Below are 24,060 nucleotides of genomic sequence, written 5' to 3'. Positions count from 1 at the left end.
TCCAGGAGTTCGATCATGACCACAGCGGTAACAGGAGCAACGGGCAATCTCGGCGGACTCGTCGTCGACGCACTCATCGAGCGTGGTGTCGAACCCGCCGACATCGTGGCGGTCGTCCGAAACGCGGACAAGGCCGCTCCGCTGGCCGAACGCGGTGTCGTGGTTCGGGTCGCCGACTACTCCGATTCCACCGCGATGACGGCGGCTCTCGCCGGCGTCGACAAGCTTCTGCTCGTCTCGGGCTCGGAGGTGGGTCAGCGAATTGCGCAGCACACCAACGTGATCGAGGCAGCGGAGGCCGCCGGAGTGGGCCTGATCGCCTACACCAGCCTGCTGGCCGCAGACACTTCGGGAGTAAGCCTCGCGCCCGAGCACAAGGCCACCGAGGAGCGCCTCGCCGCGTCCGGCATCCCCGCGGTGTTCCTGCGCAACGGCTGGTACTGGGAGAACTACCTCGGTTCGCTCGCCCAGACCGTAGAGAGCGGAGTGCTCCTCGGCGCGGCAGGCAACGGCAAGCTCGCCGCCGCGTCTCGCGTCGACTTCGCCGCCGCGGCCGCTGCCGTGCTGACGCTCGACGATCAAGGCGGAAAGATCTACGAGCTCGGCGGCGACGAACGCCTCACCTACGCCGAGCTTGCGGCCGTCATCGGCGAACTCTCCGGCAAGCCGATCGCCTACAAGGACGTCTCGGAGTCTGAATACGCCGCGATTCTCCAGGGCGCAGGACTGCCCGACTTCGTGGCAACCATGCTGGCCAGCGCGGATGCCGGGATTGCCCGCGGCGAGCTCGACACCGATTCCGGAGACCTGCAGGCCCTGATCGGTCGAGCGTCCACCCCGGTCGCAGAAGTACTCCGCGCCGCAGTGTGACGGACATCGGGGGCGGTACTTGTAGCGTGGGCGCGGTGAATCACTCCTACACCCGCACCATGTTCCTGGCCGCCTCCGTCTCGCTCGTCCTGCTGACGGGCGCGTGCAGCTCGGACGAGGACACCTCGTCCCCGGCACCTTCCGCGTCCTCCGCGTCGTCGGACGCCGGTGCCCCAGCCGCCTCGAGCACCTGCCCCACGGAAGCACCCGACGCGGCAGCCATTCCGGAATGGACGCTGGACGGGGACTCCGGCAGCATGGCCGTCGTCGGATCCACCGACACGGCCGCGCCCGCGGTCACCGTCGACGCACCGTTCGCCGTCGGCGAGACACAGGTCGAAACGCTGATGGCTGGGGATGGACCGGTCGTCGCAGCCGACGCCGAGGTGTCCGTCTGCTACATGGGCGTCAACGGACGCACAGGGGAAACGTTCGACAGCAGCTTCGAGCGGGGCGCGCCGGTCGAATTCCCGCTCGACGGAGTTGTCGCAGGCTTTCAGAAGGCCATCGCCGGACAGACCGTCGGCTCGACCGTCGCCGTTGCGGTCACCTCGGCCGACGGCTACGCCAGCGGCAATCCGGCGGCAGGAATCGAGCCGGGCGACAGCTTGATATTCGCGATCTCGATCCTCAGCGCGAGCTGAGTGCGCTCCGCGCAGTGGTGCGGTTGAGTGCCCCAGGGGGCGCTCAACCACGCCACTGCCGCAGGCATTACACCGTCGAGAGCTGCTGAATCGTCGTCGCGCCGCCCGGGGTGGGCGTCGTGGTGATGAAGTTCGAGTCGTAACCCAGCGATTCGACGACGCCGCGGATCTCGCGGAACTGCTCGACGCTGACGTCGGGCGTGCGCTTGAGCACGAATCCGGACGTGCGGGTTGGGCTTCCGACGAACGCCCACGAGTAGTCGTCGGCGATGTAGGCGACGATGTAGTTGGTCGGTCCCTCCTGGCTCTCCTGCGTGGGAACGCCCGGGAAGCTCACGTGCAGTTGGGCATTGGTGACGGTGTCGTTGACTCGTGCGTTGCCGACGATGCGGTTTTCCTGGCCCGTCCAGGTGGTGCAGGTGTTCTCGACGCGGATGTTGGCGTCGTCGATCATCTGGTAGTTCGCCTGGGTGTCGCGGGCGCAGATCAGGTTGAAGGGCTGCGGCACCGCGGCGACCTGGTTCCAGGTGCCCAGGTAGCGCTCGACATCGAGTGACGGGATCGGAGCCAGCGGCTCGAGTCCGACCGATCCCAGCGGTCCGACCGGCTGCGCCTGAGCGGGGGCCGCGGTCAGCAGTGCGCCTGCGGCCAGGGCACCGACGAGTGCGGTGCGGCCGAATGCGTTGCGGATCTTCATGTGTTCGCTCCTTGGGTTGCGGATGTGTTCTTGTTCGAGTCGATCCTGTTCGGCCACCAGATCCCCGGGCCGATGAGGGTGAACAGGGCGGGAATCACGACGGTGCGTACCACGAAGGTATCGAGCAGAATACCCAGTCCGACGATGATTCCGAGTTGGGTCAGGGTGATCAGCGGCAGGACGCCGAGCACGCAGAACACGGCTGCCAGAACGATTCCCGCGCTCGTGATGACACCTCCGGTGGCCGAAACCGCCCGCACGATGGCAGATCTGGTGCCGTGCCGGGGCGTCTCCTCCCGGGTGCGAGTGACGAGGAAGATGGTGTAGTCCACGCCGAGCGCGACCAGGAACAGGAACGCGAACAGCGGAGTGTTGTCGTCGAGGGCGGGGAATCCGAAGACGTGCAGGCTCACCCAGCTGCCGATCCCGATAGCGGCCACTGCGCTCAATACCGTTGTCGCGACCAGGATCAGGGGCGCGACCAGGGCGCGCAACAGAACCAGGAGCACGGCGAGCACGACCGCGAGAATCGCGGGAATCACCACGAGGCGATCGCGGGCCGCTGCGTCGGTGGTGTCGAGTGCCTTGGCGTCGCTGCCGCCTACCACAGGAGTGGAGCCTGCGGAACGACCCTCGGGCGCTGCTCCGTCCACGCCGGTGAGTGCGGCGCGGAGGTCCTCGACGACGGCGAACGACTCGTCGGATGCGGGAGCCGCATCGGTGACGACCGAGAGGCGGGTGAGTCCGGTGTCGGAATCCGCGACGCGATCGACCGAGACGACTCCGTCGATGCCCTCGGCGGTGCTGATGACTGCGTCGATGTCGGCGGTGGGAGCGAGGACCGTCATAGGGTCGGCCGATCCGGCCGGGAAGTGCTGGGAGAGAGTGTCGAAGCCTTCGACGGACTCGGCGGTGACACGGAACTGCTCGGTTTGCGAGAGTCCGATCTGAGTCCCGAACAGTGCGGCGCAGCAGGCCAGCAGTGCGACGATCGTGATCGAGGCGGTGGCCACGGGGCGTCGGGCGACTCCCGCGGCGATCGAGTGCCAGACGCCCTCCGTGGTGGTGTCACGGTCCGATTCCTTGGGAACGAAGGGCCAGAACAGCTTCGGGCCGCACAGTTTCAGTAGAGGCGGCAGTACGAACAGGACGAACACTGCTGCGACCACGAGACCGGCCGCGGCCAGCGCCCCGAGGCTGCGGGTGCTCGGCAGCATCGCGAGGAGCAAGGTCAGCAGGGCCAGTACGACGGTTGCGTTGCTGGCGAGGATGGCGGGCCCGGCCTGGCGAACGGCGCGGTGCAGGGCGAGGCGATGATCGGACTCGCGACGCAGTTCCTCGCGGTATCGAGAGATGAGCAGCAGGGCGTAGTTCGTGCCTGCGCCGAACACCAGCACACTGGTGATTCCCGAGGTCGAACCGTCGAAGGAGAGCCCGGTGGCCTGGGCCAGCACGGTGCCGACGGTGGTGGCGAATCGGTCGGCGAAACCGATGACGGCCAACGGCACCAACCACAGGATGGGTGATCGGTAGGTGACGATGAGGAGGACGGCCACCACGAGGGCGGTGACGGCCAGAAGCGTGAAGTTGGCACCGGAGAACGAGTTCGCGATGTCGGCACCGAAAGCGGGTCCGCCGGTGACCTGGGCAATCAGATCGGGAGAGAGGCCGTCACTCGCAGCGGATCGCAGTTCGGTGATCAGTTCGTTGAGCGTGAAGCCCGACAACTCGGAATCGACCTGGACCAGCGCGATCGCAGCTTTGCCGTCGGGAGCGACGATCGGGGGCGGGCCGGGCTCGTCCGGCACCGAGCGATCGACTGCGAGCAGCCTGCTCTGTGCGGCAGCTGCGCCCTCGATGTCGGCGGCTGTCAGGTCGCCGCCGTCGGCCCGGCTCAGAACCAGGATCACCGGTGCGGAGTCGGAATCCGGGAATTCGGAGAGAAGCTCGTCGACCTGGTAGGACTCGGCCGACGTCGGCAACGAGTTCGGCGATTGGTCGGCGGAATCGTTGCTGCCGACCAACCCCATCACGGCCACGGCGAGGATGAAGATCGCTGCCGCCAGCGCCCCGGATCTACGCCCGGTGGCCGCGACCGCGACGCGGTCCCAGACGGTCTTGTTCTCGGTACGAGTGCTGTCCACGAAGAAACAATCTCATTTACTTAGATATTAAGCAACTGAATCTCTTGCGGGCAGTAGTCTGACGGTGACCGCAGCGAAGGAGTTACCACCGACATGGCCGACCGAAACCGCCTCGAATCCGCGATTTCCGCGGATCTACGAGCGCTGTCGTCGGTCTCCGAACAGATCGGCCAAGTGTTCGGTGCTCAACACAGCCTGCGGCCCAACGACTTTCGGGCTCTGTTGCACGTCATGGTCGCCGATGTCGAGGGTGCGCCGCTGACGGCGGGGGAACTGGGCACCATGCTGGGGCTGTCCTCGGCGGCGATGACCTACCTCGTCGAGCGCATGATCACCTCCGGGCACATCCGCCGCGAATCCGACGCGTCCGATCGACGCAAGGTCATTCTGCGGTACGACGAGCACGGGATGGAGGTCGCTCGCGGATTCTTCGGCCCCCTCGGTAAGCGGACGAGCGCCGCATTGGCGGACCTCCCCGATGGCGATCTCGCCGCCGCGCATCGGGTGTTCGAAGCGCTGATCGGCGCTATGCGAGAACATCACGCAGACCTGGGAAACAGCCGTCGCGCGTAGGGGCCGCGCCCGGCGCGATGTTCGAACCGCTGGTGGGTGGCCTGTTCTGGCCAATGCTGGACTCCGAGCGTGCGAGTAACGTAGGGTTGGCCACGGTTGAGCTAACAGCCGGTCACGGGGAAACGCAGCGAAGTCGGCGTCCGGGTCAGGCTAAAATTCTGCTCCCGCTGCGTCAATCGGTTTCCCCCTTCAGTTCGACCGATCGATGGGATCTGCCATGAGTGTTGAATCTTCAGGCAACAAAGTTCGAACCACCCCGGTGACTGTCGCGGAGAAGTCCGTGTCCGTCGCAGCAACCGGAGCAATCTTCACCGCGCACGACGGCCCCGACGGATCACTCGTCGTCGCCGTCCACGGCGACATCGACATGCGCAGCGCGCCGATGTTCTCCGATTTCGTCTGCAGCCGCGTGTCCAGCAAGAGGCATGTCACCCTCGATCTGTCCAATGTCGAATTCTTCGGCATTGCTGGTCTCACCGTTTTCGATGCAGTCCGTGACTACACGGCCGGCATCGGCGCATCATGGTCGATCGTCGCAGGACGCTCGGTCTCACGTCTGATCCAGGTCGCCGACCTCGAGTCCACAATTCCGACGGCTCGTCCCTCGAACGACCGGTAATACTCCGGCGATCATCGCCGCGACAAGAGGTGGGCAGCTCCAGTACGGGGCTGCCCACTGTTCGTCGTTCTCGAGTCGTCTGCCCCCGAGTTGCCTGTCCCCGAACGAACGACCCTGCAGAACGGCGCAGCCGATGTACAGGGTCGTTCGAAGTTGTTGCAGCCCAGGAGAACTAGTCCTCGGTTCCCTCCGAGGCGCTGAAGAAGGCCCACTCGCCGTCGTGCTCGACCTCGAGTCGCCATCCCAATTCCTCGTTGTCCGACTTGCTGTCCTTGAACCAGGCGTGCGCGTCCTCCGAACTGGAGATGTCCTTGGTCTCGACGACGGTTCCGTGCGGATCGATAACTCTGTAATTTGCCATGACGTCGGGATGCCCCGATGTCGCACGGCCTAATCCACGCTGGAACGCCGAGGCGAGAGGGCGGCCGACTCCGGTGGTGTACAAAAGCGCGCGCATTCGTCGAATGCGCGCGAAATCGCCTCGGAAACCACGCGATTCTGCGCGCAGCCGGCAAACGCGCGCGCTTGTGCGGTGAGCGAGCGAGTTGTCGAGTGCACCCGCTACGTGCGCGAGAGCACCGATCGCGCGAAGAACATCAGGTTCGCCGGACGCTCGGCCAGTCTGCGCATGAAGTAGCCGTACCACTGCGACCCGTAGGGCACGTACACGCGAACGTGCCGACCGGCATCGACGAGTCGGCGCTGCTCGGGATCGCGGATGCCGTACAGCATCTGGAACTCGAACTCCTCCGACGACCTGCCCGCGGACGCCGCGAACTGCTCCGCAGCGTCGATCATCTCCGGATCGTGTGAGGCCACCATGGGGTAGCCGCGACCGTTCATCAAGACCTGCAGGCACCTCAGGTACGAGTCCGAGACCTCGCGTGCAGTCTGAAACGCCACCGACGACGGTTCGTTGTACGCACCTTTGCACAGGCGGATCCGAGATCTCGGCCCGGACAGGTCCCGGCAGTCGGCCTCGGTGCGTCGCAGATATGCCTGCAGCACCGTGCCCAGATCCGGAAAGTCCACGCGCAGTTCGCGGACGATCGACAGGGTCGAATCGGTGGTCGTGTGGTCCTCGGCATCCACCGTCACCCACACTCCCGCCGCAGTGGCAGCAGCGCAGATGGTCCGTGCGTTCTCCAGTGCCAGGGTTCGATCGATTCCCTGGCCGAGCGCGGACAGCTTGAGTGATATCTCGAGCGCTGTCGCATCGGCCTGTCGCGTCGAAAAGCGTTGTATCAGTGACAGATACGCGTCCACGGTTGCTCTCGCCTGGCCGCGGTCGGTGGTGTCCTCACCGAGGTAGTCCACCGAGACGAACCGGCCCGACGCCAGCAGGGTATCGACTGCGCTGACGGCCGCAGGCTCGGATTCACCCGCGACAAAGCGGTCGACGAGGGATCGGGTGGCGCGCAGCCGCGTCACCGTCGCCTGCAGTTTCGGCGAACGCGCCGCCGCCAGCAGCGCCGGTCGCAGCGGATTGCTGAGCAGAGTGGTCATCGTGTGCCCTCGCCTTCCTGGTGCGGGTAGCCGTGAGTGGTCGGCGGTACGAACGTTTCCTTCACGGTGCGGGCCGAGGCCCAGCGCAGCAGATTCTGCGGTGAACCCGCCTTGTCGTTGGTGCCCGATGCGCGGGCTCCGCCGAACGGTTGCTGTCCCACCACCGCGCCGGTCGGCTTGTCGTTGACGTAGAAGTTCCCGGCGGCGAATCGCAGTGCCGCATGGGCCTGTTCGACGGCCGTGCGATCGGTGGCGATGACCGCTCCGGTCAACGCGTACTTCGAGCCACTGTCCACGACACGCAGGATCTCGGCGTAGGCGTCGGGCCTGGCGTCGTCGTACACGTGGACGGCGAGGATGGGGCCGAAGTACTCGGTGGTGAAGGCCTCGTCGGTGGGATCGTCGCCGAGAAGCACGGTGGGGGAGACGAAGTAGCCCTCCGAGTCGTCACAGGTTCCGCCTGCAGCAATGGTCAAGCCGGGGACGGACTTCGCTCGGTCGAGGGCAGCTGCATTGCGGTCGAACGCCTTTCGATCGATGACGGCGCCGCCGTAGTTGGAGAGGTCGGTCACGTCACCGTACTTCAGCGCCGAGACCTGCTCGACGAACGAATCGCCCATCGAAGCCCACAGCGATTTCGGTACGAACGCCCGCGATGCTGCCGAGCACTTCTGTCCCTGGAAGTCGAACGCGCCGCGAATCATGGCCGTGGTCAGCACATCCGGATCGGCGGAGCTGTGGGCGACGATGAAGTCCTTGCCGCCGGTCTCGCCGACGAGCCGTGGGTAGGAGTGGTAGTTCGAGATGTTGTTGCCCACCTGACGCCACAGCGTCTGGAATGTCGCGGTGGATCCGGTGAAGTGGATGCCGGCCAGCCGTGGATCGGCAAGGGCGACTTCGGACACCATCGGCCCGTCGCCGAGAACGAGGTTGATCACACCCGGCGGCAGACCGGCGGCTTCTAAGAGCTGCAGCGTGAGATATGCGGCCACGGCCTGGGTGGGCGAGGGCTTCCACAGCACGGTGTTGCCCATCAACGCAGGCGCGGTGGGCAGGTTGCCTGCGATGGCGGTGAAGTTGAACGGAGTGATGGCGTAGACGAAGCCCTCGAGCGGACGGTATTCGACGCGATTCCACACTCCCGGTGCCGATATCGGCTGCTCGGCGAGAATCTGCCGGGCGAACGTGACGTTGAACCGCCAGAAGTCGATGAGCTCGCAGGGTGCGTCGATCTCCGCCTGGTAGGCCGACTTGGACTGACCGAGCATCGTTGCAGCAGCGATTCTTTCGCGCCACGGGCCGGACAGCAGATCGGCGGCCCGCAGGAACACCGCGGCGCGCTCGTCGAAGGGAAGATCGCGCCACATCGGCGCGGCTGCCGTCGCGGCGTCGATGGCGTCGCGCACATCCTGGTGGCCGGCTCCGGCGAAACTGCCGATGACCGACGAGTGCTTGTGCGGTTCGACGACGTTCTCGCGTGGGCCGTCGGCCTGTCGATGAACTCCGCCGATGACCTGATGGATCTCGACGGTGGAGGAACGCAGTTCGGTCAGGCGGCTGCGCAAGCGGGTGCGTTCCGGACTACCCGGGGCGTAGGTGTTGACCGGCTCGTTGGTGGGGGTGGGGACGGATGTGACGGCGTCCATGGCTGCTCCTCGGCTTCGGTGTGTGCTGCTCATTGAAGTCCGATCCGCACCGCGTTCAATCAGCTCATCGGCCAAAGAATTCATGATCTACTTGTCCTCATGGCCAATACGGTGTCGCTGCGTTCGATGCTGACCTCGCTGCACAGCGCCGTCGTCGAACTCGTCCTCGCGCCCGTCGGAACGGACATGGCCGTCGAGTCCGTCGCGCTGCTCGATTCCGACGACCTGCGGCTACCTCCGGGAACATCCTCCGATCTGACGCTGCTGGTGGGCGTGACCGAGGCCGATGTGATCCGGTGGTTCGACGATCTCGCGTTGCGCTCGGTCGCAGACCGACCGCTCGCGGTGCTGACCAAAGTCGCCGCCTCGACCGCGCTGTCCCACGGTGCCAGGGAGACCGGCATCGCCTTGGTCGCGGTGCACCAGCAGACACGGTGGGAGCTGTTGCTGTCGATGATGCGCGGAGTTCTCGATCAGGCCCGAGCCCAGAGCCCCGACGACGGACTGTTCGGAGCCGACACCGACCTCTACGAACTCGCGCAGACGGTGGCGTCGCTGACGAAGGGCATGGTGAGCATCGAGGACGAGCGCTCACACGTGTTGGCCTACTCGGCATCCGACGACGCGGCCGACGAGCTGCGCACCCTGTCGATTCTCGGACGCGAAGGACCGGCCGACTATCTGCGCAGACTGCACGAGCGTGGCGTGTTCGATCGACTCCGCCGCACCGACGACGTGATCGACGTGCCGGCCGATACCGAACTGGAGATTCGTCGACGCCTCGCAGTCGGGATTCGTCGCATGACCGGCAGCCCCACGACTCTCGGGACGATCTGGGTGCAGCAGGGTTCCCTCCCGCTCGCCGCCGACGCCGACGCGGTACTGCGCGGTGCCTCCGCTGTCGCGGCCCGACTGATCACCCGCATCGCGAACGCCCCGACCAACGAGGCCCTGCAGATTCAGCGCCTGCTCGGGGCCAGGGGCGGCGGAGTCGACGTCCCGTCGCTGGCGTCTGCGCTGTCGATACCCACCTCGGGTTCCGCGGCTGTCGTCGGATTCGCGGCCTGCGGAGACTTCGAGATCAGCGCCCTGGCACCGTCTGTTCGACTGCATGCCAGCGCTTTTCGACGAGACTCATTGGTCACCACCATCGGTGAGAGAATCTACGCACTGTTTCCCGTGGTTGCGTCGGGCACGGGGATTTCGGGGTGGACCGCCGACGCCGTCGGACGCATCGAGACGCGTACCTCGCTGGCGTTGCGCGCTGCGGTCGCAGCCCCGATCGCCGACCTCGAGGGCGTGGCCGTGGCCAGATTCGAGGTCGACCGAGTTCTCGACGGCACCACCGGCGAGGTGCGGGTCACCACGCTGGAGGAGTCGAGAACCTCGGTGTTGCTGGGTGAAATCCTGGAACTGATCACCAATCACGAACAGCTGCGAGACCCGCGCATCGCCGCCCTCGATCGATACGACGCCACCAACGACTCCAGAATGCGCGAGAGTCTCGAGACGTACCTGGCGTGCTTCGGCGACGTTCGGGCTGCCGCCGAGCGATTGCACATTCACCCGAACACCTTGCGCTACCGCATTCGCCGCGTCGAGCAGATCCTTGACCTCGATCTCACCGATTCCGACGCACGACTACTCGTCGAGATCCAACTGCGTCTGTGAGCGGCTTCGCCGCACGTGAGCAGGAGTGGAGCCCGCGGAACGACCCAAGTGAGCGAAAACTCGTAGCAGGCTACGAGGTTCTATGCACGTGGGGTGCCGGTGCTGGATCGGATCACCAGGGTCGGTTCGATGCTCGAACGCCTGGTGCTTCGGTTTCCGGTGTCGATCTGGTCCAGCAGAATTTCGACGCTTCGTACGCCGACGTCGGTGAATTCCTGGCGAATGGTGGTCAGGGGCGGTGAGAAGAATTCCGCGTCGGGAACATCGTCGAAGCCGACCACGCTGACGTCCTGCGGTACTCGCTTTCCGTGGACGTTCAGCGCGCGGAGCACCCCGAGCGCCATGGAGTCGTTGCCTGCGAACACTGCGGTGACGTCGGCGTCGACGGCCAGTTCGCTGCCGGCCCGGAACCCTGATTTCGCGGTCCAGTCGCCGCCGAGGGTGGGCGGCGGTTCGATGCCTGCTTCCTCGTGGGCCATCCGCCATCCGGTGACGCGGTCGCCGGCCTCGTACCACCCCAGCGGTCCGGCAACGTGCCACACGGCGCTGTGTCCGAGCGAGAGCAGGTGACTGGTTGCTGCCTTCGCTCCGGCGATCTGGTCCACCGAGACGACGGCCAGATCACCGGCAGGCGAACCCTCCACGGCGACGAGTGGGAGTTCCCCGGCCAGATCGGCGATGTCGCCGCCGTCGGTTCGTAGAGGCGCGATGACGACGACGCCGTCGACACCCTGCTTCTGCAACCGGCGCACACAGGTGATGATGGCTGCCTCGTCGAACGAGGTGGGGACGCCGACCACCACGGAGTAGCCGGCGTGACGGGCTGCGTACTCGACGCTGTACAGCGTCGACACCGGACCGTAGAGAGCGTTTCCGGTCCCGACGATTCCGATGGTCTTGCTGCGGCCGGTGACCAGAGCGCGGGCAGCAGTGTTCGGTCGATAGCCGAGTTCCGAGATCGCCTGATGCACTTTGGTTCTCGTCGCTTCGGTCACGTTGGGATGACCGTTGATGACGCGGGAGACGGTCTGATGGGACACGCCGGCGAGACGGGCGACATCGGTCATGGCGGGTCCGCGAGTGGGTGTCATCTTCCGAGCCTCCCTTCGTGATCGAAGACAATCACAGCATGCCCGGGCCGGTGGTGCCCGCGACTGTGTGGATTACGTGGGTGTTGTCACCGCGGAACCGGTCGTGGTGGGCGCAGGCTTGCCTGGCTCGGCACCGGAGAACATCTCGGCCGGCACAGGCACTCCCAGATAGCTGCTCGGAGGCGCAGCTTTGTCGCCCTTGTTGCCCTTGCCGCTCGCTGCTCGGCGCTTGGTCCAGATGTCGAATGCCACTGCGGCGAGGAGTACCAGGCCCTTGACCAGCTGAACGCGTTCGCTGGGCGAACCGATGAGCGACATTCCGCTGTTGATCACGGCGATGATGAGTCCGCCGGTGAGCGCACCGACGATGCGGCCGACACCGCCCTGCACCGCTGCGCCACCGATGAAGGCCGCGGCGATAGCGTCGAGCTCGAAGCCGTTGCCTGCAGTGGGACCGGCCTGGTTGAGGCGGCCGGCGAAGATGATTCCGGCGAGGGCGGACAGGACTCCCATGTTGACGAAGATCCAGAAGGTCACCGGCTTGACCTTGATACCGGACAGCGATGCAGCGTGGATGTTTCCGCCGATGGCGTACACGTGCCGACCGAACACCGTCCTGCCTGCCAGCGTGGAATAACCCATCACCAGTACGGCGAGAAGGATCAGCACGTACGGCAGGTTCTTGAAGCGCGCCAGCTGGACGGCGACGGCGAGAACCAGACCGCCGGCCAGAACCATCTTGAGCAGGAACAGGGGCATCGCGTCGACGGCCTGCCCGTACTTCTGCCGACCAGTCCGAGAACGCCACTGCGTGAACACGATTCCGGCAACGGCGAGGATCGCGACGAGCAGGGTGAAGATGTCCGCACCCCCGAGCGGCCCGAGTCCCACGTTGCCCAGGAAGCCGGGGAGGAAGCCGTTGGAGAGAGTGCGCACGGGCCCGGGGAACGGTCCGATGCCCTGGTTCCCGAGCACGATGAGGGTGACCGCGCGGAAGATGAGCATGCCGGCCAGGGTCACGATGAATGCCGGAATGCCGAAGTACGCAACCCAATAGCCCTGCCAGGCTCCGATCAGACCGCCGATGATCAGCGTGATGAGCACCGCAAGAGGCCACGGCACGTTCTGCTGAACCATCAGCACACCCGAGATCGCTCCGGTCGCCGCGACAACCGATCCGACGGACAGGTCGATGTGGCCCGCGATGATGATCACGACCATGCCGATGGCCAGGATGAGGATGTACGAGTTCTGGACCACCATGTTGCTGATGTTCTGCGGGACCAGCAGTTGGCCGCCGGTGAGAACGGTGAACAGCAGGATGATCAACGCGAACGCGATGAAGATCCCGCTCTGGCGGAGGTTTCGCGTGAGCAGCCCCCGTACGGTCGACAGCTGGTTCATCGAAGTACTCCTGTTCCACGGGTCATGAGGTGCATGAGGGATTCCTGTGTCGCGTCCTCGCGAGTCACCTCACCGGTGATCCGGCCTGCGGACAGCGCGTAGATCCGGTCGCACAGTCCGAGCAGTTCCGGTAGCTCGGAGGAGATCACCAGAATTGCCTTGCCTGCGTCGGCGAGATCGTTGATGATCGAATAGATTTCGAACTTCGCGCCGACGTCGATTCCTCGCGTCGGTTCGTCGAGGATGAGCACGTCGGGATCGCTGAAGATCCACTTGCTCAGCACGACTTTCTGCTGATTGCCGCCGGAGAGCTTGCCGACGACGGCAGAGACGTTCGGTGCCTTGATGTTCATGCTCTTCCGGAAGCCTTCGGCCACCTTGTATTCCTGGTTGTCGTCGACGAAGCCACCGGTCACCAGTTTGTCGAGTGCCGCAGTGGAGATGTTGCGTTTGATGTCGTCGATCAGGTTGAGGCCGTAGCGCTTTCGGTCCTCGGTGGCGTACGCGATTCCGTGATGGATGGCGTCGCTTACGGATTTGACGTGTATTTCCTTGCCGTACTTGTACAGTCGCCCCGAGATGTCGATGCCGTAACTGCGTCCGAAGACACTCATGGCCAATTCGGTGCGTCCGGCACCCATCAGCCCGGCCAGGCCGACGATCTCACCACGGCGCAGCGTCAGATTCGCTCCGTCGACGACGGTTCGGCCGTGCTGGGTCGGGCTGTGCACGGTCCAGTCCTCGATACGCAGAACTTCCTCTCCCACAGTGGATTCGTGCGGTGGGAAACGGTGCTCGAGATCGCGGCCGACCATCAGCGAGATGATGCGATCCTCGGTGACCTCGGGGCTGCGCATGTCCAACGTCTCGATGGTGCGGCCGTCGCGAATGATCGTGGTGCGGTCGGCGACGGCCGCGATCTCGTTGAGCTTGTGCGAGATGATCACGCACGTGATTCCCTCGTCTCGCAGACCCCGCAGCAGGTCCAGCAGGTGAGCCGAGTCCGAATCGTTCAGTGCTGCAGTCGGTTCGTCGAGAATCAGCAGCGTGACGTCCTTGGACAACGCCTTGGCGATCTCGACGAGTTGCTGTTTGCCGACCCCGAGATCGTTGACCACGGTGACCGGGTTCTCCCGCAGCCCCACTCGATTCAGTAGGGCTGCGGCCTCGGAATTGGTTCGGTTCCAGTCGATGAACCCGCGCCTGGACCGCTCGTTGCCGAGAAAGATGTTCTCGGCGATGGACAGGTACGGACTCAACGCGAGTTCCTGATGGATGATGACGATGCCCTCGGCCTCGCTGCTCCGGATGTCGGAGAACTCGCAGGCGCGACCGTCGAACACGATCTCGCCGTCGAATGTGTCGTGTGGATACACACCCGACAGCACCTTCATGAGTGTCGACTTTCCGGCGCCGTTCTCACCGCAGATCGCGTGGATTTCGCCGCGATCGACCGAGAGAGTGACATCCTGCAGCGCCTTCACGCCGGGAAACGTCTTGGTGATGCCGCGCATCTCCAAGATCGGGCTCGTCATCTCCGAACTCACTTCAACTGATCCTCGGTGTAGTAGCCGCCTTCGACCAGCAGCTGCTCGTAGTTGCCCTTGTTGACGATCTCGGGCTGCAGCAGGTACGCGGGGACGACCTTCTCGCCGTTGTCGTAGTCCGTCGTGTTGTTCGTCTCCGGCGTCTGACCGTCGAGCATGGACTGAGCCATCGCGATCGTGACCTCGGCCAGTTGCCGGGTGTCCTTGTAGATCGTGGAGTACTGCTCGTCGGCGATGATCGACTTCACCGACGGCACCTCGGCGTCCTGACCGGTGACGATGGGGTAGGGCTGCCCTGCTGTGCCGTAGCCGTTGCTCTTGAGCGCGGAGAGGATTCCGATCGACAGGCCGTCGTACGGCGAGAGCACGCCCTGAACCTGCTGGCCCGAGGAGTACGTCTTGGTGAGCAGGTCCTCCATGCGCTTCTGCGCGGTCGCCGGATCCCAGCGCAGTGTTGCGGCCGTCTCGAAGTCGGATTCGCCGCTGCCGATCTTCAGGGTTCCGTCGTCCAGGTACGGCTGCAGAGTCTCCATCGCGCCGTCGAAGAAGAACGTGGCGTTGTTGTCGTCGGGAGAACCGGCGAAGACCTCGATGTTCAACGGACCGGCTGGGGCGTCGGCCTTGTCGGTGCCGTCCTCGTTCTTCAATCCGAGGCCGACGAGCAGAGACGTGGCCTGGTCGACGCCGACCTTGTAGTTGTCGAACGTCGCGTAGTAGTCGACGTTGGGGGAGTTGCGGATGAGGCGGTCGTACGCGATGACGCCGATGCCGTTGTCCTTGGCTTCCTGCAACTGGGTGGTGATCGCGGTGCCGTCCACCGAGGCCACGATGAGAAGCTTTGCGCCCTGGGTGATCTGGTTCTCGATCTGATTCACCTGGGTGGGAATGTCGTTCTCCGCGTACTGCAGATCGACCTTGTAGCCCTGTCCTTCGAGTGCGCTCTTGAGATTGTCGCCGTCGGCGATCCATCGAGCCGAGGACTTGGTCGGCATCGTCACGCCGATCAGCGCGCCCGCCGTGCTTCCGCCGTCGGCCGGCTGGACGTCCGCCGTCTTGGTGCTCGATCCGCATGCGGTGACCGTGATGGCCAGTGCCACCGCAGCCGCGGCCATGGGTAGATGTCGAAACTTCATCGTTTCTCCCTGCTCGGTGAAATCAGATCTCGAAGTTGGTGGAGAGTGGCATCGTCTGTGCCGCACATCACATCAAGACGAAAGTGTGAGCGATAACATCGGCATTGTCAAAGTTTATTTTCCGCACCCCCGCTCACCAGTGTGAGCGCTAACAACGGGTCACCGCCGCAGCCCCGAGAGTCGAGAATTTCGCCGCAGGGGCCGGGGCGTCAGTGCAACTCGTGAACCGACTGTTTCCCGCTCTTGAGCCAGCGACTCGGGAGTCGGCCGACCAGCTCGCCCAGTGGGTGGACCGCAGCCGAGAGGATCTCCACGGAATCCTGCAGGATGTCGATCGAGATGCTCATCCGCTCGATGTTCGGGGCCACCGACGTCAGTGTCTCCGACAGCTTGACCAGCTGATCGAGCGGTCCGCCCTTGGCTGTCAGTCGCTCGATGGCACCGTCCTCGGCGAGCAGCGTTTCGAGGATGCCCTCCTCGGCGATGGCACGCTCGATCAGGCCGTCCTGACGCGTGAGCACCTCGAGCGGGCCGTCCTTGGCCGTCAGTCGTTCGAGCGGTCCGTTGGTGGCGGTGATGCGGTCGAGCAGACCGCCTTCGGCGAGCAGTCGTTCGAGCGGTCCGTCCTCGGCGAGCAGCCGGTCCAAGGGTCCGCCCGGAGCCAGAATTCGCTCGACCGGGCCGCCCGGGGAGAGCAACCGCTCGAGGGTGCCGTCCTCGGAAGTGAGGCGGTCGACGACGCCGCCCTGGGCGAGAAGGCGGTCCAAGGGTCCGCCTTCCTTGAGTGCGTTGCCCAGGGCGCGGTCGTCGGAGGTGAGTTGGCCGAGCTGGGCGAGCAGTTGCATGGTGCCGCCGCGTGGATTGGCGAGCGAGGCGACACCTGCGGTGCCGGATGCACCGGTGGCCAAGGCCATCCTGGTGGTGGCCAACGCGACCTCCGCGACGCCGATCGCCTGCTCGGCGATGGCAATTCCGGCGCGCGCGGGCAGTGTGATCGCTGACACCCAGTTCATCGTTTTACTGTAACTGCTCGTAGCTCGGAAAATCAGTGAAGAACCTTCAGTCCCACGACGCATCCGACGATGCCGACCAGAAGCGCCACCTTGAGCAGTGACGCAGCTTCTTCGCCGGTGATCATGGCGTACGCGACGGTGAGGGTGGCACCGATTCCCACCCAGACGGCGTAGGCGGTACCGGTGGGCAACGACCGCATCGCGACCGCGAGACCGATCATGCTGAGCACCACTGCGACCCCGAAGACGACGGACGGTCCGAGTTTGGTGAAGCCCTCGGACTTACCGAGCGCGGTCGCCCAGATCGCTTCGAGAACGCCGGAGACGACGAGAATGAGCCAAGCCACGAAAATCACTCCTTGCACCGTCTTGTCGCTGTTCGGGTACGGTGCGCTCGTCCGATTGTCGGAAGTGACTTGTACGATCGTACCAATTCGGGTCGGTAGTGGCCATGTGTTTCGGGTTGTCAGTACGCGTACGTGTTCGCGGGCGCGTCGATTCGCTCGACCGTGGAGACGGTCATCGTGGGTGTGAACGCGGTGTCCTCCGTCGCTGTGGCCGCGTCGACGGTCCCCGATATCTGCAGCCAGGTGCCGTCCGAAATGTCGTCGAGAGACGCGCTACCTGCGTCGAGGTGGATGCGAACGGACCTGGCGTCGGCCGCGCAGCAAATGATGAGAATGCGAGCGAGATCGATGCCGTCAGTCGTGCCGTCGGCGCGCGGTGAGCCTCCGTTCGCGGTGGCGACGGCGAATCCGGTGACGCGAATCTCCCGTCCGTCGAGGCTGCCTTCGGTGTCTCTGACCGCGCGTTGTACGACATCGAGCAACGGAACCTCGGGCGCCCGCTCGTCCGGGAGAGGTGGAAACGCTGTCCGCTGACGATCGGCCGCCGAGGTGACGGATCGATCGCCGACCGCGGAGACACCCAGCGCGGGCGGTGCGACGAACAGGATGACCGCGAGCGGGACCAACAGCAGCCAGTACGGACGCGAATCGTGACCGTGCCCGTCGTCGGCCGGCCCCCCGCGGCGGATGTCGGCCACGATCGACGCGGCCGCCAGGAGCACGATCAACACGCCGGCAGTCAGCAGATACGGATGCAGCGACGGTTTGACGTATCGCACAAAGCTGCCGTCCAACGAAATCTTGACCATGGCTCCGCCGAGGAGAAACAGCAGAAGGTTCTGCACCTCGCGCTTCATCGCGCTCCCAGAACGAGGTAGCCGCACACCGAGGCGCACACGACCGCGACGACGAACGTCAGCGGGGCGAAACGTGCGACGAACCCGCGTCCGAAACTGCCCGCCTGCATCGCCATCAGCTTCACGTCGACGGCAGGTCCGACCACCAGGAAGACCAACCGCGGCAGCAGCGGCAGCATCGACATGCTGGCGGCGACGAACGCATCGGCCTCCGAACACAGAGCCAGAATCACCGCAAGTACGGCCATCACCAGGATCGACAGCAGCAACTGCCCGGCGAGATGGGCGAACACCCAGTCCGGAATCACCAGATGCAGCAGCGCGGCGGCCGCAGCACCGAACACGAGAAATGCCCCGGCCTGAAGCAGGTCAGCACGCGCCGACTCGCGGAACGTCTCCCACTTCGAGCGGTCGTGATCGTGTCCGCGAGCGGCCAGCCGCGCGGTGATCCACTCCGCCTTACCGAACCGGGTCCACAGCCAACCCATCACCAGTGCAGTGGCGAGCGAGCCGAGGAACCGCGCGAGAACCATGCCGGGTTCGCCGGGAAAAGCCACCGCGGTCGAGACCAGGACGACCGGGTTGATCGCCGGTGCCGACAGCAGGAATGCGAGGGCGGCCGATGCCGGAACACCCTGATCCATGAGCCGACGGGAGACGGGGACGGCGCCGCACTCACAACCGGGCAGCGCCATTCCGGCCAGTCCCGTCACTCCGACGGCAGCCGTTTCGTTCTTCGGGACCACTCGTCGAAGCACCGTCGGCGAGACGAACGCGGCGATACTTCCGCTGACGAGTACTCCGAGCACCAGGAACGGCGTCGCCTGCACGAAGATCCCGGTGAACACCGTCGCGCCGGTCTTCAGCGCGGGGGACGAGTCGACCCATCGCGCGATATCGGCACCGAAGACGATGCCCAATACGAGCAGAGTTGCGAATACGTGCATGGATGACACGGGAGGCCGAGTCCTGATTCGGCCGTCGGTCTTCGCGTCGAGCATCGCTGCCATCATGCCCCCTGTGGCCGGGCTGTGTTGTCGGTGGCTCGCGGCAACCTCGTTGTCGGTGGCTCACAGTGCACTCGTTGTCGGTGGCTCACAGCAACCTCACAGGGAGAGTCCAGCGAACGAGCAGCATCTCGCGCGAAGATGGACACCGTGAGCGAGACACCCGAGGCCAGAGTCCTGATCGTCGACGACGAACCGACCATCGTCGAACTGCTGTCGGTCAGCCTGAGGTATCAGGGATTCGAGGTGGCGACGGCGTCGTCCGGTCCCGAGGCTCTCGACAAGGCGCGCAACTTCAGGCCCGAGGCTCTCATTCTCGACGTGATGATGCCCGGCATGGACGGGTTCGGTCTGCTGCGTCGACTGCGGGCCGACGGAATCGATGCGCCTGCCCTGTTCCTGACCGCGCGTGACTCGGTGGAAGACAAGGTGACCGGGCTGACCCTCGGTGCGGACGACTACGTCACCAAGCCGTTCTCGCTCGAGGAAGTGGTGGCCCGACTCCGCGTGATCCTGCGCCGGTCGGGCAAGAGCGAGGACGCGCAGCCGTCGCGAGTTGCGTTCGCGGACATCGAACTCGACGACGACACCCACGAGGTGTGGAAGGCAGGCGAGCCGATCTCGCTCTCGCCCACCGAGTTCACGCTGCTGCGGTACTTCATGGTGAACGCGGGAACCGTGTTGAGCAAGCCACGAATCCTCGATCACGTGTGGCACTACGACTTCGGTGGTGAAGTGGGAGTGGTGGAGTCGTATGTGTCGTACCTACGTCGCAAGGTCGATACCGGAGACACTCGCTTGATTCACACGCTGCGAGGCGTCGGCTACGTCATGCGCCAGCCACGGTGACGGCCGTTCGAGGTCGGATTCGGAGCCTGCCGCTGCGTTTCACCTTGGTCGCGGCGTTGCTGCTCCTGGTCGGGTTGGGTCTGCTGGCGTCCGGTGTGGCGGTGACGTCGTCGCTCGAGTCCTCCCTGATGCGTCGCCTGGACAGTCAACTGGTCGAAGCGTCCCAGGGATGGGCGAAACCGGGTGGCGAACGCCCGCCCTTTCCGATCGACGAGCCCAACCCGAACCGGCCGCCGACGAACTTCTTCGTTCGGTCCGTGGCCAACGACGGTACCGTCCGGGGCCCGATCAACGACGTGGCCGAGAGTGTTCCGGACCTCTCCGGTGCGCCGTCGGCAACTCCGAAGACCGTCGGTTCCGAGGGCGACCCGTCGAAGGAGTGGCGGGTCATCACGGTGACCAACAGCGAGGGGTCCACCACCGTCGGCATGTCGCTCAGCGCCAACCAACAGACCGTCAGCCGGCTCGTGGTGCTGCAGTTCTACATCGGTGCCGCCGTGTTGCTGGCCCTGGCCGTGATCGCCTACTTCGTGGTGCGACGCAGTCTGCGACCGTTGCGTGAAGTGGAGACGACGGCCGCGGCCATCGCTGCCGGAGACCTGCATCGCCGGGTTCCCGAGTGGAGTGAGAAGACCGAGGTGGGCCGATTGTCACTAGCCCTCAACGGAATGCTCTCGCAGATTCAGCGGGCATTCGCGGCAACTGCGGCCTCGGAGGAGGCGGCTCGTGCGTCCGAGGATCGGATGCGCCGCTTCGTCGCCGACGCCAGCCACGAACTACGTACCCCGCTGACGACGATCCGCGGGTTCGCCGAGTTGTATCGGCAGGGCGCGATGAGCGACATCTCGTTGCTGATGACGCGTATCGAGGGCGAATCGGCGCGGATGGGCCTGCTCGTCGAAGACCTGCTGATGCTCGCGCGACTCGACGCGCAACGCCCGCTCGACATGCGTCGCGTCGACCTACTGACCATCGCCGCCGATGCCGTGCACGACGCCAAGGCGGTCTCACCCGCGCGGGACATCTCGCTGAAAGTGTTGGCCGGGCCGGGAATACCCGAGGTCAGCGGCGACGACGCTCGCCTGCGGCAGGTACTGGCGAACCTCGTCGGAAACGCGGTGCGGCACACACCCGAATCGGCGTCGATCACCGTCTGCGTCGGGACCTCCCAGTCCTCGGTGCTGCTCGAAGTCCAGGACACCGGCCCCGGTCTGGGCGAGGAAGAGGCGGCGCACGTGTTCGAGCGCTTCTATCGAGCCGACTCCTCCCGGACGCGCGAGAGCGGCGGCAGCGGGCTCGGGCTCTCGATCGTCGCGGCCTTGGTGGCGGCGCACAACGGCACCGTTCGGGTGCAGAGTACCCCCGGTCAGGGTGCGACCTTCCGGGTCGAATTACCCCGCGCCGACGGTTGATTCGCTTGCCGTCCTGGCTTTCTTGCGCTCGGCCAGTTTCGTGTACGCGGCTGCGGCGAGTGGCGCGGCCACGAGCATCGACACCAGTCGGATCACCTGCACACATGCGACGAAGGTGACATCCGACCCCGTGGTCGCCGACACGGCGAGCACAGCCGCCAGGCCGCCGGGTGTGGTCGCGAGGTACCCGGTGAGCATGCTGACCCCGGTGATCGCAGACAGCGCCCAGCCGAACAGCGCGCACACCAACCCGATCGAGAGCACCAGCAGTGCGGCCCACGGGAAGATGCGACCGATGGCCCGCAGGCTCGACACGGTGAAGGCGAGCCCCGCTTGCCATCCGATGACGATGAACGCCACCGGCAGCAGCACCGTGGGTACCGAGATGTCCACGGGCCATCCGAGCAGTTCGCAGGCGCCGGCGACGATCAGCGGTCCGAGCGTCGCCGGCGCGGGCAGTCGGATGAGCCGCGCCAGAACGATTCCGGCGATGACGGCGGCGATCAGAAAGGCCGTGCCGATGTACCAGGGCGTCGTCGCCGTATAGTCCGCGCCTGCTCCGCCGCCGGTGTCGGTGTGGAACGCGAACGTGACGATCAGCGGCATCGTGACCACCACGAGCGCGACGCGCAGGTATTGCACCACGGCCACGATCCGCTCGTCCCCGCCGAGTTCTCGGGCGATGGACACCAGACCCGTTGCGCCACCGGCGATCAGGGACAGTGCTCCGGTGACGGGGTCGACATCGCGATGCAGGGCGAGCAGTGCGCCGCAACCGGCGCTGACGATCAGCGTGCCCGCACCCACGAGAACGGCGGGAATCCAGTTCTCGCCCAACGCGCCGAGAGTGTCGGTGTCGAGCATCAGACCGATGGTGACGGCCAGCGTGCCCTGCGCTGCCATCGACGCCGGGCGCGGTACCGCACCCGGGCCGAGGCCGGTCAGAGCGAACACCACAGCGACGACGAGGGCCGCGAACAACGACGGTGCCGTCAGGCCCAGGGCCGCGAAAAGGGCCCAGCCCCCGACGGATACGGCCGCGAGGCCGATCCATCGGAGGCTGTTCCCCAGTACTCGTCTCATCCGTTTCGGAGCACTCACGCTCCGGACTTGACCAGAAGAACCGGGACCGGAATCTCGAGGAGCAGGCGCTGAATGGTCTGTCCCATCAGGAACTTTCCGACCGCCGAGCGGTGTCGGGAGCCGACCACCAGGATCTCGGACTTCTGCTCTTCGACCAAGGTCAGCAGGGTGTTGACGGCATCGGGATCGGGCCGGCCCACCGCCACGGTCCAGGAGACGGCGTCGGCGTGATCGATATCGGCCAGAGCGGTCTCCACCGACGTGGATACCGCCTGCGTCTCGGCCGCCTCGGCGGAGGGCTCGGCCGATCCGGAGAGTGCGTGCAGGACGACGAGGTCCGTCTCTCGAATGCGGGCTTCTCGCACTGCGGCCGCCAACGCTGCGCGGCCCTCGGGTGAATTGTTGTGCAGTACGCCAACGGTCATGACAGTTTCTCCTACGACGAGTGGGGTGGGGGATCAGCCGAACGGGATCTGGCCGAGGAGGATGCCGACGGCCAGCATCGCGAGGGAGACGACCACAGCTCGCCACAGCACCTTCTTGTGGTGATCGGCCAGCGACACTCCGGCGAGGGTGACCAGCAGCAGGATGGCCGGAACCAGCGGACTCTGCAGGTGGACGGGCTGACCGGTGATCGACGCACGGGCCATCTCGACGGGGTCGATGCCGTACTTGCTCGCGGTCTCGGTCAACACCGGGAGGATGCCGAAGTAGAAGGCGTCGTTGGTCATGAAGAACGTCAGCGGGATGCTCAGGATGCCGGTGATGACGGCCAGGTACGGGCCCATGCCCGCCGGGATGACGTTGAGCAGCCACTCGGCCATGGCCTCGACCATGCCGGTGCCCTGGAAGACGCCGGTGAGAATTGCTGCGGCGAGCACCATGGCGACCACGGAGACGATGGAGGACGAGTGCCGTGCGATCGCGTCGCCCTGTTCCTTGACCTTGGGGAAGTTGACGGTCAGAGCGATCGAGGCAGCGATCATGAACAGCACAGGGATGGGCAGGATGTCCATGACGAGGATGACGAGCAGGATGACCGTCAGAGCAGCGTTGAACCACAGCAACTTCGGGCGCAGCGTGTCGCGATTGGGGTCCAGGCCGTCGAAGAACTGACCCGATTCGCCGGAGTCGTCCGATCCGCCGGTGCCTGATCCGCCGGTTCCCTTGCCGCCCTTGCGGATACTGCCGCCGCCACCGGAGGCCACCAGTTCGGGTTCGTAGATCAACTTGCCGATGCGACGACGCTCCATGATGCCCAGGTGCACGGCGAACAGCAGCACGATGATCAGGCCGACGATCATCGAGGGAACCATCGGAACGAAGACATCGGACGGGGAGATGCCGAGAGCGGATGCGGCGCGCACCGTCGGGCCGCCCCACGGGATGATGTTCATCGTGCCGTTGGCGAGACCGGCGACGACGGTCAGAATGACCGGGCTGACACCGAGTTTGAGGTACAGCGGCAGCAGCGCGGACGTGACGATGATGAACGTGGTGGAGCCGTCACCGTCGAGCGAGACGACCATGGCCAGAATGGCTGTTCCGACAACGAGTTTCATCGGGTCGTTTCGCACGAGGCGCAGGATGCCGCGCACCAGCGGGTCGAACAGTCCGACGTCGATCATGATTCCGAAGAAGATGATCGCGAAGAACAGCAGGGCTGCAGTGGGGGCCAGGGACTTGATGCCGTCGGTGATCATGTCACCGATGCCGAGTCCGGCGCCGGCCAGCAGACCGAAGATGACGGGTACGAGGGTGAGTGCGACGACGGGCGTGGCTCTCTTGGTCAGGATCAAGAACATGAAGGCGGCTACCATGAGGAAGCCGAGTATCACCAACATCGTGCACTCCTTCTCGAAATGTGTGAGGTGGGTCCGGTTGGACTACGTGTTGTGACTGAAGTTACGTAACCGGCATCACATGTTCGCTGTTGTGCGCACTACC

The 24,060-nt window shown here is 65.3% G+C and carries 23 protein-coding genes and 1 riboswitch; of the genes, 7 read left to right on the top strand and 16 right to left on the bottom strand.

What is annotated here, in order from left to right; genetic code table 11:
* The first annotated feature begins 15 nt into the window (after window positions 1-15).
* Together R4P47_RS15130 and R4P47_RS15125 are read left to right on the top strand one after the other, a co-directional pair.
* Window positions 16-870, top strand: coding sequence for an SDR family oxidoreductase (locus R4P47_RS15130; protein WP_149404954.1), 855 nt, complete (start codon window positions 16-18; stop codon window positions 868-870).
* Window positions 871-929: 59 nt separating this feature from the next.
* A complete protein-coding gene (locus R4P47_RS15125) occupies window positions 930-1,514 on the top strand; it encodes an FKBP-type peptidyl-prolyl cis-trans isomerase (RefSeq protein ID WP_149405575.1) in 585 nt (194 codons plus the stop codon).
* Window positions 1,515-1,581: 67 nt separating this feature from the next.
* On the opposite strand, the gene R4P47_RS15120 is transcribed toward R4P47_RS15125, so the two are convergent.
* The gene (locus R4P47_RS15120; protein WP_149404955.1) at window positions 1,582-2,211 is read right to left on the bottom strand and encodes a lipocalin family protein; all 630 of its coding nucleotides are present in this window, start codon (window positions 2,209-2,211) and stop codon (window positions 1,582-1,584) included.
* On the bottom strand, window positions 2,208-4,241 hold the full coding sequence (locus R4P47_RS15115) for an MMPL family transporter (protein ID WP_188078586.1): 2,034 nt from the start codon (window positions 4,239-4,241) through the stop codon (window positions 2,208-2,210). Before R4P47_RS15115 ends, R4P47_RS15120 begins: the two co-directional genes overlap by 4 nt.
* 207 nt (window positions 4,242-4,448) lie before the next feature.
* On the opposite strand from R4P47_RS15115, the gene R4P47_RS15110 reads away from it, so the two are divergent.
* Window positions 4,449-4,928 (top strand): MarR family winged helix-turn-helix transcriptional regulator, encoded by a 480-nt coding sequence (locus R4P47_RS15110; RefSeq protein WP_149404956.1) that lies wholly within the window; start codon window positions 4,449-4,451, stop codon window positions 4,926-4,928.
* 280 nt (window positions 4,929-5,208) lie between these two features.
* Entirely contained in the window at window positions 5,209-5,547 is a 339-nt protein-coding gene (locus tag R4P47_RS15105) for an STAS domain-containing protein (RefSeq protein WP_231893846.1), read from the top strand.
* Window positions 5,548-5,719: 172 nt separating this feature from the next.
* Here the strand turns inward: R4P47_RS15105 and R4P47_RS15100 are convergent, their stop codons facing one another.
* From R4P47_RS15100 to pruA, 3 genes are all read right to left on the bottom strand, one after another.
* A complete protein-coding gene (locus tag R4P47_RS15100) occupies window positions 5,720-5,908 on the bottom strand; it encodes a hypothetical protein (RefSeq protein WP_094639319.1) in 189 nt (62 codons plus the stop codon).
* A 200-nt stretch (window positions 5,909-6,108) separates the two neighbouring features.
* Window positions 6,109-7,053, bottom strand: a complete 945-nt coding sequence (locus R4P47_RS15095; RefSeq protein WP_149404957.1) for a proline dehydrogenase family protein — start codon at window positions 7,051-7,053, stop codon at window positions 6,109-6,111.
* Window positions 7,050-8,699 (bottom strand): L-glutamate gamma-semialdehyde dehydrogenase, encoded by a 1,650-nt coding sequence (gene pruA / locus R4P47_RS15090; RefSeq protein ID WP_149404958.1) that lies wholly within the window; start codon window positions 8,697-8,699, stop codon window positions 7,050-7,052. Before pruA ends, R4P47_RS15095 begins: the two co-directional genes overlap by 4 nt.
* Before the next feature lie 99 nt (window positions 8,700-8,798).
* Here pruA and R4P47_RS15085 point away from each other — a divergent pair, with 99 nt between their 5' ends.
* Entirely contained in the window at window positions 8,799-10,370 is a 1,572-nt protein-coding gene (locus tag R4P47_RS15085; protein ID WP_149404959.1) for a PucR family transcriptional regulator, read from the top strand.
* Between the two features lie 80 nt (window positions 10,371-10,450).
* On the opposite strand, the gene R4P47_RS15080 is transcribed toward R4P47_RS15085, so the two are convergent.
* The 8 genes from R4P47_RS15080 to R4P47_RS15045 all read right to left on the bottom strand — a co-directional run bounded on the left by R4P47_RS15080 (window position 10,451) and on the right by R4P47_RS15045 (window position 18,709).
* Window positions 10,451-11,461 (bottom strand): LacI family DNA-binding transcriptional regulator, encoded by a 1,011-nt coding sequence (locus R4P47_RS15080; RefSeq protein ID WP_149404960.1) that lies wholly within the window; start codon window positions 11,459-11,461, stop codon window positions 10,451-10,453.
* A gap of 72 nt (window positions 11,462-11,533) precedes the next feature.
* A complete protein-coding gene (gene mmsB / locus R4P47_RS15075) occupies window positions 11,534-12,865 on the bottom strand; it encodes a multiple monosaccharide ABC transporter permease (protein ID WP_068055806.1) in 1,332 nt (443 codons plus the stop codon).
* Window positions 12,862-14,400 (bottom strand): multiple monosaccharide ABC transporter ATP-binding protein, encoded by a 1,539-nt coding sequence (mmsA, locus tag R4P47_RS15070; RefSeq protein WP_149404961.1) that lies wholly within the window; start codon window positions 14,398-14,400, stop codon window positions 12,862-12,864. Before mmsA ends, mmsB begins: the two co-directional genes overlap by 4 nt.
* A gap of 8 nt (window positions 14,401-14,408) precedes the next feature.
* Entirely contained in the window at window positions 14,409-15,545 is a 1,137-nt protein-coding gene (gene chvE, locus R4P47_RS15065) for a multiple monosaccharide ABC transporter substrate-binding protein (RefSeq protein ID WP_149404962.1), read from the bottom strand.
* A gap of 209 nt (window positions 15,546-15,754) precedes the next feature.
* Window positions 15,755-16,558: a hypothetical protein gene (locus R4P47_RS15060; protein ID WP_037194493.1), complete on the bottom strand. Its 804-nt coding sequence runs from the start codon at window positions 16,556-16,558 to the stop codon at window positions 15,755-15,757.
* A 32-nt stretch (window positions 16,559-16,590) separates the two neighbouring features.
* Window positions 16,591-16,905, bottom strand: coding sequence for a DMT family transporter (locus R4P47_RS15055; RefSeq protein WP_068055819.1), 315 nt, complete (start codon window positions 16,903-16,905; stop codon window positions 16,591-16,593).
* Window positions 16,906-16,916: 11 nt separating this feature from the next.
* Window positions 16,917-16,979, bottom strand: a riboswitch (guanidine-III (ykkC-III) riboswitch).
* 45 nt (window positions 16,980-17,024) lie between these two features.
* Window positions 17,025-17,762 carry a TIGR03943 family putative permease subunit gene (locus R4P47_RS15050; RefSeq protein ID WP_149404963.1) on the bottom strand — a complete coding sequence of 246 codons (738 nt, stop codon included), beginning with the start codon at window positions 17,760-17,762 and terminating at the stop codon, window positions 17,025-17,027.
* Window positions 17,759-18,709 (bottom strand): permease, encoded by a 951-nt coding sequence (locus R4P47_RS15045; protein WP_262498236.1) that lies wholly within the window; start codon window positions 18,707-18,709, stop codon window positions 17,759-17,761. Before R4P47_RS15045 ends, R4P47_RS15050 begins: the two co-directional genes overlap by 4 nt.
* Before the next feature lie 201 nt (window positions 18,710-18,910).
* On the opposite strand from R4P47_RS15045, the gene R4P47_RS15040 reads away from it, so the two are divergent.
* Together R4P47_RS15040 and R4P47_RS15035 are read left to right on the top strand one after the other, a co-directional pair.
* Window positions 18,911-19,618, top strand: a complete 708-nt coding sequence (locus R4P47_RS15040) for a response regulator transcription factor (RefSeq protein WP_068055814.1) — start codon at window positions 18,911-18,913, stop codon at window positions 19,616-19,618.
* Window positions 19,615-21,030 carry a sensor histidine kinase gene (locus R4P47_RS15035; RefSeq protein WP_262498237.1) on the top strand — a complete coding sequence of 472 codons (1,416 nt, stop codon included), beginning with the start codon at window positions 19,615-19,617 and terminating at the stop codon, window positions 21,028-21,030. Before R4P47_RS15040 ends, R4P47_RS15035 begins: the two co-directional genes overlap by 4 nt.
* On the opposite strand, the gene R4P47_RS15030 is transcribed toward R4P47_RS15035, so the two are convergent.
* The 3 genes from R4P47_RS15030 to R4P47_RS15020 are packed head-to-tail and all read right to left on the bottom strand — an operon-like array spanning window position 21,010 to window position 23,957.
* On the bottom strand, window positions 21,010-22,113 hold the full coding sequence (locus R4P47_RS15030; protein WP_188078587.1) for an AbrB family transcriptional regulator: 1,104 nt from the start codon (window positions 22,111-22,113) through the stop codon (window positions 21,010-21,012). The genes R4P47_RS15035 and R4P47_RS15030 overlap by 21 nt on opposite strands.
* Before the next feature lie 14 nt (window positions 22,114-22,127).
* A complete protein-coding gene (locus R4P47_RS15025; protein WP_068055827.1) occupies window positions 22,128-22,538 on the bottom strand; it encodes a universal stress protein in 411 nt (136 codons plus the stop codon).
* A 33-nt stretch (window positions 22,539-22,571) separates the two neighbouring features.
* On the bottom strand, window positions 22,572-23,957 hold the full coding sequence (locus tag R4P47_RS15020; protein WP_068055829.1) for a CitMHS family transporter: 1,386 nt from the start codon (window positions 23,955-23,957) through the stop codon (window positions 22,572-22,574).
* Window positions 23,958-24,060: the final 103 nt, after the last annotated feature.

The sequence above is a fragment of the Rhodococcus sp. IEGM 1370 genome, from assembly GCF_033142325.1.
Lineage (GTDB): Bacteria > Actinomycetota > Actinomycetes > Mycobacteriales > Mycobacteriaceae > Rhodococcoides.
This window is presented reverse-complemented; position numbering and strand designations above follow the sequence as displayed.

Bases quoted from the DNA above. Each gene is read 5' to 3' on its own strand.
- R4P47_RS15120 (WP_149404955.1), bottom strand. From the start codon at position 2,211: ATGAAGATCCGCAACGCATTCGGCCGCACCGCACTCGTCGGTGCCCTG.
- R4P47_RS15050 (WP_149404963.1), bottom strand. From the start codon at position 17,762: ATGAAGCGCGAGGTGCAGAACCTTCTGCTGTTTCTCCTCGGCGGAGCC.
- R4P47_RS15020 (WP_068055829.1), bottom strand. From the start codon at position 23,957: ATGTTGGTGATACTCGGCTTCCTCATGGTAGCCGCCTTCATGTTCTTG.
- R4P47_RS15025 (WP_068055827.1), bottom strand. From the start codon at position 22,538: ATGACCGTTGGCGTACTGCACAACAATTCACCCGAGGGCCGCGCAGCG.
- R4P47_RS15060 (WP_037194493.1), bottom strand. From the start codon at position 16,558: ATGAACTGGGTGTCAGCGATCACACTGCCCGCGCGCGCCGGAATTGCC.
- chvE (WP_149404962.1), bottom strand. From the start codon at position 15,545: ATGAAGTTTCGACATCTACCCATGGCCGCGGCTGCGGTGGCACTGGCC.
- R4P47_RS15100 (WP_094639319.1), bottom strand. From the start codon at position 5,908: ATGGCAAATTACAGAGTTATCGATCCGCACGGAACCGTCGTCGAGACC.
- mmsB (WP_068055806.1), bottom strand. From the start codon at position 12,865: ATGAACCAGCTGTCGACCGTACGGGGGCTGCTCACGCGAAACCTCCGC.
- R4P47_RS15095 (WP_149404957.1), bottom strand. From the start codon at position 7,053: ATGACCACTCTGCTCAGCAATCCGCTGCGACCGGCGCTGCTGGCGGCG.
- R4P47_RS15030 (WP_188078587.1), bottom strand. From the start codon at position 22,113: ATGAGACGAGTACTGGGGAACAGCCTCCGATGGATCGGCCTCGCGGCC.
- R4P47_RS15085 (WP_149404959.1), top strand. From the start codon at position 8,799: ATGGCCAATACGGTGTCGCTGCGTTCGATGCTGACCTCGCTGCACAGC.
- R4P47_RS15130 (WP_149404954.1), top strand. From the start codon at position 16: ATGACCACAGCGGTAACAGGAGCAACGGGCAATCTCGGCGGACTCGTC.
- R4P47_RS15045 (WP_262498236.1), bottom strand. From the start codon at position 18,709: ATGCACGTATTCGCAACTCTGCTCGTATTGGGCATCGTCTTCGGTGCC.
- R4P47_RS15040 (WP_068055814.1), top strand. From the start codon at position 18,911: ATGGACACCGTGAGCGAGACACCCGAGGCCAGAGTCCTGATCGTCGAC.
- mmsA (WP_149404961.1), bottom strand. From the start codon at position 14,400: ATGACGAGCCCGATCTTGGAGATGCGCGGCATCACCAAGACGTTTCCC.
- R4P47_RS15080 (WP_149404960.1), bottom strand. From the start codon at position 11,461: ATGACACCCACTCGCGGACCCGCCATGACCGATGTCGCCCGTCTCGCC.
- R4P47_RS15110 (WP_149404956.1), top strand. From the start codon at position 4,449: ATGGCCGACCGAAACCGCCTCGAATCCGCGATTTCCGCGGATCTACGA.
- pruA (WP_149404958.1), bottom strand. From the start codon at position 8,699: ATGGACGCCGTCACATCCGTCCCCACCCCCACCAACGAGCCGGTCAAC.
- R4P47_RS15115 (WP_188078586.1), bottom strand. From the start codon at position 4,241: ATGGGGTTGGTCGGCAGCAACGATTCCGCCGACCAATCGCCGAACTCG.
- R4P47_RS15125 (WP_149405575.1), top strand. From the start codon at position 930: ATGTTCCTGGCCGCCTCCGTCTCGCTCGTCCTGCTGACGGGCGCGTGC.